Genomic DNA, 14128 nt, shown 5'->3' on the forward strand with positions numbered 1-14128 from the left:
CTGTCTAAAAAGCAGCCCGTCATGAGTGCCGGGCTGCTTTTTAATGGAGTTTTCTCTGTTCTGCAATTTTCTCTTTCATTTTATTTACTTCTTTAACGGGTGGAGACAAACTGATCACTATATCGCCTGCTTCCCCTTTCAAAGAAGAGCCTTTTAAATAAAACAACACTTTACCAGTTGTTTTCAAAATGAGTAAAAGCACGGCTCCTTCATCCCGTTCTTTTACATATTGTTCATAACCGTATTGCTCTGTCAGCTCTGTTTTCCTGAAAATATAATGGTGTTCGACTTTTTCATTTAAAGCGGCCCAAGTGGCTTCCTCTGAAAACAAGGTGTTGCCTCCAATGGTCTGGCCATAATCAACAGAAGCGAGCCGACGCTCTGTATCCGCACTTAACTGGTATAAGTTGTTTCGGCCAATCTCAGGCACAAACGTATTGCAAATTAACGCATTGTACGCATCGTCATCAGTCGCGGCAATCATGTACTCATAAGGCGTCATGTCGAGCCGGTATTCCGTCTGCTCCGATAATATTTCCCCGTGATAAACTGGTACAGCTGCTGCTCTCGCTCTTTGCAGGCGCCGCCACGACTCATCAGCAACTAAAACAGGTACGTCCGCTTCACCGAGTGCTTTCGCCAGCCCGACTGTGAAACGATTGCTGCCAATTAACAAGACGCCTGGCTTGTCATCAACAGCGAGCCCCCACCTTTTAGCCAGCCAACTGATGGAAAAGCCGTGGGCGCATACAGTCGCAAAGACGAGTGCAAAAGTAAGTGAGGTCAAAATATGGGCATCTTCATAACCCGCTTCAAGGAGCGATTCGGCAAAATAGCCGGACACAGTCAAGGCGACAATGCCACGGGGAGCAATCCAGCCGACGAGCGCTCTTTCTTTCATCGTTAAATCCGTTCCAATCGTAGACAACCAGATGGACAAAGGCCGGACAATAAAAAGCATTAAAGCAACAAACAGCAAAATATGCCAATCAAAAATCTGCTTTAATATATTCATTGATAAAGAAGCAGTCAGCATAACAAAAATTGAAGAAATGAGTAAGATAGATATATTTTCTTTAAAGTGACGCATGTCTTTAATAGAAGATATCGACATGTTGGCCATCGTAATACCCATCGCCGTCACAGCCAGCAAACCCGTTTCATGCATCAATTCATCCGATACGGCAAAACAGGCAATCACAGTGACAAAAACGGTTGGCGCCTTTAAAAACTCCGGCACGTAGCCTCGTTCCATCATAGAACCGATGCCTTTGCCTAGCCCCCATCCGAGCAGCACAGCAAACAGGGAAGCGGCAAGAAAGAGGAGAAGCGCCGATGGATGAACCCCGTCTGTTGTAAAAATTTTAATGATTTCAAAAGCAAACACAGCGAGCAAGGCACCGAACGGGTCAACGATGATCCCTTCCCACTTTAAAATGGCGGCTGTCCGCTGCTTCAATTTTGCCTGTCGCAACAGCGGCAAGATGACCGTTGGTCCCGTGACAATAAACAAACCGCCGATAACGAGAGCCACTGTCCACGACAAACCTGCGACATAGTGAGCGGCCAGTGAGCCGAAAATCCAGGCAATAAACGCACCGAGCGTCACGATACGAATAATTGGCCGCTTCATGCCGCTGATTTCTTTGAAATTTAAATTTAAACTTCCTTCATATAAAATAATGGCTACGGCTATAGAAATAACTGGTTTAAACAAATGGCCGAAATCTTCTTTCGGATCAATAAGGCCAAATATGGGTCCGATAGCAAGCCCTGCTACTGACATAACAACGATGGCAGGAAGTCGGAAGCGCCACGAAAGCCATTGAGAAGCAACACCCAGCAAGCCAATGATCATCACATGAAATAAAATAGAATCAAACATAGCAGCCTCTTTTCTCTTTTACATGTCCTAAATATCCACCATCTATTCCCTCGTTCTGTTTTTTCTAAACTTAGGAACAAAAGCGCAAGCGTCTTGATCAGCCTTAGGCAAAAATGTTCTTGCCTCAAGATGTCTAGCTGCAGGGGCTAGACGCTGGAGCTGGACGCCGATCCAAAACTCTCAAAGTTGTCCACACCTTGCATATCTATAATTTCCTAGACAAAAAAAGCCGAACCTTTGTATAGGTTCGGCTTTTCTTATTATATTATCCGTTCATTGAATCTTTCGGTTTTTTTTCTGTTGACGAGACGGCATCTGCTTCTTTCGGCTTAATACTTGCCGGGTTCAACCCGTGGCCAAGTGTGCCGTAAGCGATCCCCGCTCCAGGGTCAACAAGTTCCGTTTTGTTGCTATACAGGCGCGGCGTTTTATAAAGCGCAGCGAGTGCCTGCAGCATCGGCATTTCATGGTACCGTTCCGGCCAGCGCTTTTTGAGCTCCGCTTTCACGAGCGGATAGTATTTGGAACTCATGCCAGGGAACAAGTGATGCTCTGTATGGTATGAGAAGTTAAAATGAAGCACATCCACCCATTTTGGAAGAGTTACCGTCAAGCTGTTAGCAAGCGGATCGTTCACAGGCACGAGCGGGTTTAATCTGTGGTTCGTTGCAATATAAGCCATAACAATAAAGTTTCCAATTAAAAGCGGAAGCAAGAAAGCAAATGTCCATTTTAAAGGTCCGATCAAAAGCAGCAAGCCAATCCATGTCGCCCATGGAAAAAGAAGCTGGAACCAGACAGACGCGCGCTTTTCCGGTTTAAACTCGGTGATGAAACGCTTAAACATGCGGGATGAATGAAACGTAAATGTGATCGCCAGAAAAGCCATTCCTAAAAATCCGCGCAAAGACGCTGGAAGCCGGTAAAAAGGCTTTAAAATTTTGGCTTTTGAAAACTCTTCAATCGTTGGCCATGCATCCGGATCTTTCTCTTCATCCTGTGTATGACGGTGGTGAGTCATATTGTGCCACTTTACCCACAATTTTGGTCCAGTGCTTAACGGGAAAAAAGCAATTCCTCCTGTTAATTCACGAAGCCATGCTTTCCTTACGACGGTCCCATGCAAGATTTCATGTCCAAGAAAACCCATAGCCGCAAAGGATGGGCCCAAAACGATGGCAATGGCCAAGTTAATCCATATATTAAAATCAGTTAAACTTATCGTTAATATTCCAGCTATGACGACGATGAGATAGGCTAAACCTCCCCAAAGTCTCTCCGGAGCGGGATTAAATGCTTTTTTAGGAAGATGCGGCGCTACGCGAGCGGCATACCAGCCAAATGATTGAAGCTCTTTCAATGTGTCGTCCCTCATTTCCAATTTTATCTGGTTACATGCTATTGACTGATTCAAAGACTGCTTTACTATGCCTAATCGTAACACTTTATTTTTATAGTTGTCAATTAATTTATGACTTGGTGTTAAAGTTAGATAGTAAGTTCTGGTACTATAATTGCCTGCAGGCCACAAAGGAATCACCGTAATATATATATCAAAAATCTTTATGCACCGGCCACCAAGCTTTGTGCACGAGTACGCAAACTTCTGCACACCTGCATTCTATTTATGCACGAGCAGCGCTAAAATATGCACGCCAGTTGATGTTTAAACGAAAACTGGCGTTTGCCATATATGGCAAACGCCAGTTTTAAATTATTTCTTCATCATTTCAAATACTTGCTCGACGTCTTTGTCCCCTCGCCCGGAGATATTGACAATAATAATTTGGTCTTTTTCCATCGTTGGGGCGAGCTTAATAGCTTCAGCGACAGCATGAGCGCTTTCGAGAGCCGGGATAATGCCTTCTGTACGCGACAGCGTCTGAAACGCGGCAAGCACTTCGTCATTTGTCACCGTATAGTATTCAGCACGGCCCGTTTCTTTCATATAACTATGTTCCGGACCGATGCCGGGATAATCAAGTCCTGCTGCAATAGAGTAAGTTGGCAGCGGATTGCCTTCTTCGTCCATAAGTACAAGGCACTTAAAACCGTGCAGTACAGCCGGCTTTCCTTTTGTGAGGGCGGCTGCCTGTTCAGGTTCTGCACCGATAAGGCGGACAGACGGTTCATTAATATAATGAGCAAAGGCGCCGATTGCATTGCTCCCGCCGCCGACACAGGCAATGACTGCATCCGGAAGGCGTCCTTCCTTTTCAAGAATCTGTTTTTTCGATTCTTCACTGATCACCGAGTGGAAGTGCTTCACCATCGTTGGATACGGATGCGGGCCGACAGCTGAACCGAGCAGATAAAATGTTTTTTCATAGTTAGCCACATAGTCGTTCAACGCTTCATCCACGGCATCTTTTAACCGACCCTGCCCGCTTTCAACTGCTACAACTTTTGCTCCTAACAGCTCCATCCGGAAAACATTGAGTGCCTGGCGGCGGATATCTTCTGCGCCCATGTACACGATGCAATCTATACCGAACATCGCACAAACGGTTGCCGTTGCTACTCCGTGCTGACCGGCGCCAGTTTCTGCGATGACACGTTTCGCCCCCATCTTTTTTGCAAGCAAGATCTGGCCCATAACGTTATTAATTTTATGCGAACCGGTATGATTCAAATCTTCCCGTTTCAAATAAATTTTCGCCCCGCCAAGCTTTTCCGTTAAATGGCTGGCATATGTGAGCGGGTTTTCCCGGCCGATATATTCTTTTAAATAGTACTTATATTCGTTCACAAATTCGGGGTCGTCTTTATATTTTTCAAATTGTTCTGCCAAATAGTCTAAAGCTTCCTGTAATTCAGGTGGAACAAAACTTCCTCCAAATTGACCAAAATACCCTTTTTCTGTCTCTACTCTGCTCATCTTTCTCTTCTCCTCTCTATTCCATGACTATTCTGAAAATTATTTATTACTATAACAAGCAGGCTTTCGTTCGTCAATCACCTCTGTATATTTTCAAGAACAAAAGCTGCCATTGATAGAGCGTGCCGCATATAGTTTGCGGTATTTGCTCGATCAGGGCAGCTCTTTTTAATGAAAAACGATTGTTTTGTTTTCGTGGACGATGACACGATCTTCCAAATGCCACTTTACCGCTCTGGCAAGTACACGGCGCTCAATGGAACGGCCAATTTTCTTCAAGTCAACCACGTGGTTCCGGTGGTTCACTCGTTCAATGTCTTGTTCAATAATTGGTCCTTCATCAAGGTCGTTCGTGACATAATGCGACGTTGCGCCGATTAATTTCACTCCGCGGTCGTAAGCACGTTCATAAGGACGGGCGCCGACGAAAGCTGGAAGGAAGGAATGGTGGATATTAATGATTTGATTTGGGAACGTGCTGACGAATTCAGGCGTTAAAATCTGCATGTAGCGGGCCAGCACGATCAAGTCAATGTTATGCTCTTTCAGCAGTTCAATCTGCTCTTGTTCCACTTGTTTGCGGATGTCTTTATTAGCCGGTGTATAATAGAAAGGAATGCCGAGCGCTTCAACCATTCCTCTCGCCTCTTCATGGTTGCTGATGACAAGGACAATATCTGTCGGCAAGTCGCCGCTTTGCCACTCCCACAGCAGTTCAAGCAGGCAATGAGGCTCTTTTGAAGCGAAAATCGCTGTTCGCTTTCTGTCTTCTGCATAAGTGAATTGGTAGTCCATAACGAATGTATGTGCAAGTTCTTTAAAGTCATTTTCCATGCCGGCTTGCTTATCCGCTAAATTTGGACAGTCAAACTCGGTGCGAATAAAAAAAGTTCCGCCTTCCGGATCACTGGAATACTGACTGGACTCAATGATATTCGCTCCATGGTCAGCTAAAAACTTCGAAATCGCGGCGACAATTCCTGGGCGGTCCGGGCACTTGACAAGCAGCCTGCCACGGCCGCTAAGCCCCTTCTCCCGCATTAAAGGGCTTGTCTTCACGTTTGTTTTCATAATTAAACCCTGCCTTTTCGTGATAATTAATTATTCATTATACTGTAAGAAAAAAGGATTGGGAACACTTTTATAAAAGGGCTGTCCTAAAAGTCTGTTATTCACTGACTTTTAGGACAGCCTCATCACTTATTGCACCGTATAGCCGCCGTCAAGAACGACTGCTTGTCCGGTTACTCCCCTTGCTTTGTCACTCGCGAGAAAAATGGCGTAGTCTGCGATTTCTTCTACATCGAGCAGCCGCTTTTGCGGAACGAGCGGGTAGATCACTTCCTCCAGGACGCTTTCGAGCGGCACACCTCTGTCTTTAGCAAGATCAGCGAGCTGGCCGCGCACGAGCGGCGTATCAACATAGCCCGGGCAAAGTGCGTTCACCGTGATGCCGCGGGAAGCCGTTTCTAAAGCAGCCACTTTTGTCAGACCGATTACACCGTGTTTGGCGCTGTTGTAAGCAGCTTTGCCGGCAAAGCCGATAAGGCCGTTAATGGACGACATATTGATGATGCGGCCAAAGCCATTTTTCTTCATGACCGGCAGTGCATACTTGATCGCCACGAAAGGAGCAGTCAGCATGACTTTGATCATCTTTTCAAACTTTTCTACCGGAAAATCTTCTAGCGGCTCCACGTGCTGTAAGCCCGCATTGTTCACTAATATATCTAGTTTCCCATACGTTTGAACGGCAAAATCTATGGTTGCTTTTACTTGCTGCTCATCAGTTACATCACAAGTAACAGCAACTGCTTCCATCCCTTCCTCTTTTAGTTCCGCTGCTGCTTTTCGGGCTGCTGCTTCCTTTAAATCGCAAATAACTACTTTAGCGCCTTCTCTAGCAAATGACCGGGCGACTTCGAAACCAATGCCGCTTGCTGAACCTGTCACAAGCGCTGTTTTTCCTCTTAACATATTTATTTCCTCCCCACCCATTTGTATTAGCATCTTTCTGTTAATTGAATTATAGTCTAATTATTGGAATTGATTGAATATTATCATAAAGATCGATAAAAATGGATGGTCAACTCAAAAAAGTCACAAAAGAACAAACCCTTTCTTGCGATGAAAAAAGAGGATTTTAAAAATGAATAGGATGTGGCAGCGTAATGACAGCGAAATGGATTGATATTTCCCAGCCGCTCAGCAGCCGGATTGCCCATTGGCCCGGTGACATTCCTTTTTCTTATGAGCTTTCTTTTACGAAAGAACAGACGGGATCAGTGAATCTTGGACAATTGACAACAAGCCTGCATACAGGCACACACATTGATGCTCCATTTCACTTTGACTCCCGCGGTACAACCGTGCTTGAACTTGATTTGAATGTGTTCATCGGTAAAGCCCGTGTCATTGATGTATTTCACCTTAAAGAAATCGGGGCGGCACAATTGAAAGCGCTTAATATAGAAGGAAGCGAACGACTGCTATTAAAAACGATGCCTAATAGCCAGCCTTACGTATTTCCTGAGAAAGCGACTCCGCTCCATCCGGATCTTGGCCCCTTTTTAAAAGAAGAAGGCATTTGTTTAATCGGCGTGGACGTGCCATCGGTTGATTTGTTTGACAGTAAAGATATGGCAGTGCATCACTCTTTTTGTGAAAATGGCGTTCACATTCTTGAGAATATCGTGCTTGATCATGTGACGCCGGGCGACTATGAATTGATTGCCCTTCCGCTGCCCATTGAAGGAGCAGACGGCAGTCCTGTCCGCGCTGTTCTTCGCCCTCTTGCTAATGATTAGGAAAGGATGATAGAACATGACATCAAAAAAACCTGACTTTTCAAAGGAACCATCTATTCATACGGACTTCACGAACAATATGACGTACGGGGAATATTTGGGGCTCGACCGCCTCCTTTCTTCCCAACAGCGCTTATCCGGCCATCACGACGAAATGCTGTTCATCGTTATTCACCAAGTAAGCGAGCTGTGGATGAAACTGATCATTCATGAAATGAAAGGCGCAATCCGCTCTATTCAGCAAGATGCACTGCAGCCTGCTTTTAAGATGCTCGCCCGCGTGTCCAAAATCCAGACGCAAATTATTCAAGCGTGGGATGTACTGTCTACTCTTACCCCTTCTGAATACATGGAATTTCGCGATAAGCTCGGCCAGGCTTCCGGCTTCCAGTCTTACCAATACAGGCAAATCGAATTTATGCTCGGTTATAAAACGGATCATATTTTAACCATTTATCAAAAAGATGCCGAACTTCATGATATATTAGAAAAAGCTTACCGCGCGCCAAGCATTTACGATGCGGCGATTGAAGCGCTTTTCCGCGCAGGGTTCCCAATTAATCGTGACTTAATTAAGCGTGATTACTCTGTGACTTATACGGGCGATCCGACGGTCGAAGCTGCCTGGATGGATGTGTACAACGATGTAAAAACGCATTGGGATCTATACCAACTGGCGGAAAAGCTGATTGATATTGAAGACTGGCTCCAGCAGTGGCGCTTCCGCCACATGAAAACCGTCGAGCGAATTATCGGTTTTAAAATGGGCACCGGCGGTTCATCGGGTGTAAACTATTTAAAAAAGGTGCTTGATCATCGCTTTTTTCCCGAATTGTGGGATTTGCGCACGAAGCTTTAATTATTTAGATGGATAGAGAAGGTGAGTTTTTATGGAGAAAAAAGAACAATGGTCCTCCCGTCTCGGCTTTATTTTATCGTCAGCCGGAGCGGCGATCGGACTGGGCGCCATTTGGAAGTTCCCTTATGTAACCGGTCAGAGCGGCGGCGGCGCATTTCTTTTATTATTTATTTTATTTACTTTATTAATCGGGCTGCCGATGCTCATTTCCGAATTTATTATCGGCCGCGGGTCCGGCAGAGAAGCCGTCAGCGCTTATAAAAAACTGGCTCCCGCAAGCTTTTGGACAATTACAGGGAAACTAGGGGTCGCAGGCTGCTTTCTTCTGCTATCCTTTTACAGCGTTGTAGGCGGCTGGGTACTTACTTACACCGTGATGTCGCTCGGCGGCCAGGTCATTAAAGGCGGAGCCGATTACGGTGCTTTATTCGGACAAATTACCGGATCGCCTTTCATTACGATTAGCGGACTCGCCGCTTTTTTATTAATTAACATCATCGTCATTGCTTCTGGTGTGAAAAACGGCATTGAGAAAGCAAGCAAATACATGATGCCGCTGTTATTCCTGTTTTTTATCGTGCTCGTTATCCGTTCGCTCACGCTTGACGGAGCAATGGAAGGTGTCCGCTTTTTCCTGCAGCCTGACTTTTCCAAAATCACGGCGGAAGCGGTTCTTTATGCACTCGGACAGTCGTTCTTCTCTCTCGCTGTCGGCTTTTCATGCATGGTAACATACAGCTCTTATTTAAATAAAAAAGTCAGCATCCCGACATCTGCCGGCTCGGTTGCACTCATGAATATCTTCGTTTCTGTCCTTGCCGGCCTGGCGATCTTTCCGGTCGTTTTCGCTTTTGGCTTCGAGCCAGCTGAAGGACCTGGATTATTATTTATCGTTTTGCCATCCGTATTTTCGCAAATGCCGTTTGGCGAGTTGTTTTTATTTATGTTTCTCGTGCTGTTTTTATTTGCTACCTTAACGTCTTCGTTCAGCTTATTGGAAATCATCGTCGCGGCATTTTTGAAAAATGGCGCCACAAGAAAAAGACTGGCCATCATAGCGGGCATAATCGTCTTCTTCGCCGGCATCCCAGCAGCGCTTTCATCAAGTGTGCTTGCAAATGTTCAATTTTTAGACAAAACTGTTTTTGATGCAACCGACTTTCTCGTCAGCAATATTCTTCTGCCGCTTGGCAATTTGCTGATCGCTTTATTTATTGCCTGGAAAATGAACCAGCAACTCGTCAAAGAAGAGTTTATGTCTGGCCGCCAACTCAGCCCGGGCACGTATTCTGCGTGGCATTTGCTCATGAAGTGGATCGTGCCGCTGACGATCATTATTGTCTTTATTAACACACTTGGCTTGTTTTAATAGATACTTTTTGGGGAAGTCTTCTTAATAAGAAGACTTCTTTTTCATTCATTTAATCTCAATTCGGCATTAATAGCATATCTTAACGGCATTGACGATATTATTTAGTATGCCGTAAGATGTGAATAGATCGTTTTATTATTCAAAAAATTCTTTGAACAGGTAGGAGAGATACAATGGAACTAATTAAAGAGACGCCTAAAAAAACGATGCAGATTGCCCAAAACTATGTGAATGATGTATATAAAGTAGTGCAACAGCGTAATCCTGGAGAAAACGAATTTCACCAGGCCGTTAAAGAAATCTTTGATTCTCTCGTGCCTGTATTTGCTAAATATCCAACATATATGCGCAGCGGAATCTTAGAGCGGATCGTAGAACCTGAGCGAATGATCATGTTCCGTGTACCGTGGGTTGATGACCATGGAAAAGTTCAAGTAAATCGCGGCTTCCGCGTTCAATACAACAGCGCTCTCGGACCATATAAAGGCGGCCTTCGCTTTCACCCTTCCGTTAACGCAAGTATTATCAAGTTTTTAGGATTTGAACAAATCTTCAAAAATTCATTAACAGGCCAGCCAATCGGCGGCGGCAAAGGCGGCTCCGACTTTGATCCGAAAGGCAAGTCGGACAATGAAGTCATGCGCTTTACGCAAAGCTTTATGACTGAGCTTGCCCGCCATATTGGGCCGGATACAGACGTACCGGCCGGCGACATCGGCGTAGGTGCCCGCGAAATCGGCTTTATGTTCGGGCAGTACAAAAGAATGCAAAATGCTTACCATGCAGGTGTTTTCACTGGTAAAGGCGTCAACTATGGCGGCAGCCTGGCAAGAAAAGAAGCGACAGGCTACGGCACCGTTTACTTTGTAGAAGAAATGCTGAAAGACAAGGGTCTGAGCTTTAATGGCAGTACAGTTGTCGTATCGGGTTCAGGCAACGTATCCATTTATGCGATTGAAAAAGCGACGCAGCTCGGTGCAAAAGTCGTTGCCTGCAGCGATTCTAACGGTTACATTTACGATAAAAACGGCATTGATGTTGAAACAGTCAAGCGCTTAAAAGAACAAGAAAGAAAACGGATCAGCGATTATGTAAATGAGCATCCACAAGCGGAATATGTGGAAAGCTGCACAGGTATTTGGAAAATCCCTTGTGACATCGCGCTTCCGTGTGCCACTCAAAATGAAATTGATGAAGAAGCGGCCCTCACGCTCGTAAAAAATGGTGCAAAAGCTGTAGGCGAAGGAGCGAATATGCCGTCTACACTTGAAGCAGTAAACGTCTTTTTAGAAGCGGATACGCTCTTTGCACCGGCAAAAGCGGCCAATGCCGGCGGTGTTGCTGTATCTGCTCTTGAAATGGCGCAAAACAGCTCACGCATGCCGTGGACATTTGAAGATGTAGATGCAAAGCTTCATACAATTATGAAAAACATTTACGCCAGCAGCGTAAAAGCAGCTGCTGAATTCGGCTTTGAAGACAACCTTGTGGCCGGTGCTAACATCGCCGGTTTCATGAAAGTAGCCGACGCGATGCTTGACCAAGGCATTGTGTAACGAGTAAATAGAGGCTGCCCTATAAGTGCCTGGCTCCTCCAATCACGCTAAAATATAGTATGTTAGCAAGTGTTTCATACTACATATGGCGGTGGAGGTGCCTGGCTCTTTTTCTTTTGGGCAGCCTCTTTTCATTTTTCGTTAAACATATTATTATAAAAAAGTTGCATATTTTTATTAGTTGAGAAAGGCTGGAAACTCCGTTGAAACGTTTTCTAAAAAGCTACCAATTTACTTTTTTATTGCTCGCAGCTATTCTCCTTGGCGGAATCGCCGGTGTTATATTCGGGCCGAAAGCAGCGGTTGTGAAGCCGCTCGGGGACTTATTTTTAAATTTAATGTTTATGATTATTATCCCGCTCGTGTTTTTCAGCATTGCATCAGCTATTGCCAGCATGGACGGAATGAAGCGCCTCGGCAAAATCATGGGGAGCGTTGTTGTCGTCTTTTTATCTACCGCTGCGGTTTCAGCTGTGATCGGAATTTTAGGAACGATGGTTTTTAACCCGCTCGAAGGAACCGATCTGACTTCCATTCAAACGATCATGGATGAATTCGATCCGGCTGAAGCAGAAACAGAAGACGTGTCATTTGCCGAACGGCTTGTGAATACTTTCACCGTTAATGATTTTTCTTTGCTTTTATCGAAAAGCAATATGTTGCAGCTGATCGTCTTTTCGATTTTGTTTGGCCTTGCTGCCGCAATGGCTAAAGAAAAAGGAAAGCCGATCGCCGATTTTCTAGCATCCGGGACAGCGGTCATGATGAAAATGGTATCAATCATTATGTATTACGCTCCGATTGGTCTCGGCTGCTACTTTGCTGCTGTCATCGGTGAACTCGGGCCGCAAATTCTCGGCGGCTATGCCCGGACGTTCGTTCTTTACCTCGGCTTAACGATCATTTATTACTTTGTTTTCTTTACTTTGTATGCGTTTATTGCGGGCGGGAAAGATGGAGTGAAAATCTTCTGGAAGCATGCAGCCGCCCCTTCCGTCACGGCTATTGCCACTTGCTCAAGCGCGGCTAGCATTCCGGTTAACTTGACAGCTGTTCAAAAAATGGGCGTGCCGAAAGACATCGCCGAAACGGTCATTCCGCTCGGAGCAAACACACATAAAGACGGCTCTGTATTTGGCGGCGTGCTGAAGATTGTCTTCTTGTTCGCTCTTTTCGGAAAAGACATGACAAGTTTGACGAGCATTTTAGCGATCCTTGGCGTTTCGTTTCTCGTCGGCGCTGTCATGGGAGCAATTCCTGGCGGCGGCATGATCGGCGAAATGCTGATTTTAAGCGTGTTCGGTTTCCCGCCGGAAGCACTGCCGATTATCGCTGTTATTAGTACAATCATTGATGCACCGGCTACGTTGTTAAATTCAACCGGCAATACCGTTTGTGCGATGCTCGTTACTCGTCTTGTCGAAGGAAAGAATTGGCTGCATCGCCAGCTGGCCATGAGTGCTTAAAATTGAGAAGGGGCCGTTCCAAAAGTCAGTGCTAAAAAGACTTTTAGAACGGCCCCCTTTTGGTGTTATGCACAGATCATTGGCGTTTATGCACGGCTATGACAATTTTCTGCACGGAAATCGTTGAATTGTGCACAACAAACAGACTTATGCGCCGATCACCAGGCTTTGTGCACACGTTGCACGAGTTTATGCACGCTCACGTCCAATTTATGCACAGGAATCGCCAAGGTATGCGCGTTAACCAATAATAAATAAAAGTTACACAAAAGAGGCTTTTGAGATAACCTTTTTTATTACCTTCCTTTCCGATCCCTGTAGTCTGAACTAGTGATTTCTGTTACGATTAATAGAAAGAATGCTGACCAGATGGAGATGAATGTTTGTGGAATTGCTTATGATCGTATTGCCGGCTTTTATGATTTTTTTCACCGGCTTCCTTGGCCAAAAAATAATCGGTTTTGATATCCGCTCTATTTCCATGGCTGCTCTTTATATTATGTCCCCGTTCCTCGCTTTTCGGACATTTTATGCCAATGAATTGACGATGGAATATTTTTATATTGTTTTATTTTGCCTTGCCCTTAGTTTCGGGCTTGTTCTTATCGTCGGTCTGACGAGTTACTTCATGCGTGCTTCCAGGCCGCAAATGTCCGCTATGATGCTCGGCGGCGCCTTCATGAACAGCGGCAATTACGGGGCTCCTGTCGTGCTTTTTGCCTTTGGGGCGGTCGGATTTGATTACGCTGTGATTATGATGGTATTTCAATCGTTTCTCATGAACACAATCGGACTCTTTTTTGCCTCGCTCGGCGGCGAAGAAGAAGCTTCTTTAAAAGATTCTCTCAAGCGCGTCGTCCGCATGCCAGTCATTCATGGCGCACTGGCCGGAGTCGCTCTGCAGCTATTATCTATACATATCCCGAAAACATTTATGGAAGCGATCAGCCTGATTGCCGATGCTTCCATTCCAACGGTGATGCTCGTCCTCGGCATGCAGCTCGCTGTCATCGCAAGAAAACGGGTCGCTTACCGATACGTTTCCGCAGTTACGTTGATTCGTATGTTCGTCTCACCGGCACTCGCTGTGGTAATTGTCAGTTTTATGCCGATTAACGAACTGCTGAAAGACGTCCTGATTTTACAAGCAGCCATGCCAGCCGCAGCAAACACGACGATGTTTGCCATCCAATTTGGCACAGAGCCTGACCTTGTTTCGTTTACGACGCTGATCACGACACTGTTAAGCATTGTGACGATCCCATTGACACTTTTTTATTTGGGTGTGTAATTTCACAACGATTT

At 45.3% G+C, this 14128-nt stretch carries 11 protein-coding genes; 6 read left to right on the plus strand and 5 right to left on the minus strand.

The window, feature by feature from the left end; translation table 11 throughout:
• Positions 1 to 40 precede the first annotated feature (40 nt).
• The 5 genes from F9802_RS07210 to F9802_RS07230 all read right to left on the minus strand — a co-directional run bounded on the left by F9802_RS07210 (position 41) and on the right by F9802_RS07230 (position 6740).
• Positions 41 to 1885, minus strand: coding sequence for a cation:proton antiporter (locus F9802_RS07210; RefSeq protein WP_152150491.1), 1845 nt, complete (start codon positions 1883 to 1885; stop codon positions 41 to 43).
• 265 nt (positions 1886 to 2150) lie between these two features.
• Positions 2151 to 3245, minus strand: a complete 1095-nt coding sequence (locus tag F9802_RS07215; protein WP_152150492.1) for a fatty acid desaturase family protein — start codon at positions 3243 to 3245, stop codon at positions 2151 to 2153.
• Positions 3246 to 3599: 354 nt separating this feature from the next.
• On the minus strand, positions 3600 to 4763 hold the full coding sequence (gene trpB, locus F9802_RS07220; protein WP_152150493.1) for a tryptophan synthase subunit beta: 1164 nt from the start codon (positions 4761 to 4763) through the stop codon (positions 3600 to 3602).
• 168 nt (positions 4764 to 4931) lie between these two features.
• On the minus strand, positions 4932 to 5834 hold the full coding sequence (gene purU, locus F9802_RS07225) for a formyltetrahydrofolate deformylase (RefSeq protein WP_152150494.1): 903 nt from the start codon (positions 5832 to 5834) through the stop codon (positions 4932 to 4934).
• Positions 5835 to 5963: 129 nt separating this feature from the next.
• Entirely contained in the window at positions 5964 to 6740 is a 777-nt protein-coding gene (locus F9802_RS07230; RefSeq protein WP_152150495.1) for a 3-hydroxybutyrate dehydrogenase, read from the minus strand.
• Between the two features lie 194 nt (positions 6741 to 6934).
• Here F9802_RS07230 and kynB point away from each other — a divergent pair, with 194 nt between their 5' ends.
• From kynB to F9802_RS07260, 6 genes are all read left to right on the plus strand, one after another.
• The gene (kynB, locus tag F9802_RS07235; RefSeq protein WP_152150496.1) at positions 6935 to 7570 is read left to right on the plus strand and encodes an arylformamidase; all 636 of its coding nucleotides are present in this window, start codon (positions 6935 to 6937) and stop codon (positions 7568 to 7570) included.
• Positions 7571 to 7586: 16 nt separating this feature from the next.
• Entirely contained in the window at positions 7587 to 8429 is an 843-nt protein-coding gene (gene kynA, locus F9802_RS07240; RefSeq protein WP_152150497.1) for a tryptophan 2,3-dioxygenase, read from the plus strand.
• A gap of 31 nt (positions 8430 to 8460) precedes the next feature.
• Entirely contained in the window at positions 8461 to 9798 is a 1338-nt protein-coding gene (locus F9802_RS07245; RefSeq protein ID WP_152150498.1) for a sodium-dependent transporter, read from the plus strand.
• 176 nt (positions 9799 to 9974) lie between these two features.
• On the plus strand, positions 9975 to 11357 hold the full coding sequence (gdhA, locus tag F9802_RS07250) for an NADP-specific glutamate dehydrogenase (RefSeq protein ID WP_191991798.1): 1383 nt from the start codon (positions 9975 to 9977) through the stop codon (positions 11355 to 11357).
• Between the two features lie 203 nt (positions 11358 to 11560).
• A complete protein-coding gene (locus tag F9802_RS07255) occupies positions 11561 to 12823 on the plus strand; it encodes a dicarboxylate/amino acid:cation symporter (protein ID WP_152150499.1) in 1263 nt (420 codons plus the stop codon).
• A 385-nt stretch (positions 12824 to 13208) separates the two neighbouring features.
• Positions 13209 to 14114, plus strand: coding sequence for an AEC family transporter (locus F9802_RS07260; RefSeq protein ID WP_152150500.1), 906 nt, complete (start codon positions 13209 to 13211; stop codon positions 14112 to 14114).
• Positions 14115 to 14128 lie beyond the last annotated feature (14 nt).

Origin of the sequence: Bacillus aerolatus, from assembly GCF_009183655.1 — a bacterium.
In the GTDB taxonomy this organism is placed as follows: domain Bacteria; phylum Bacillota; class Bacilli; order Bacillales; family Domibacillaceae; genus Pseudobacillus; species Pseudobacillus aerolatus.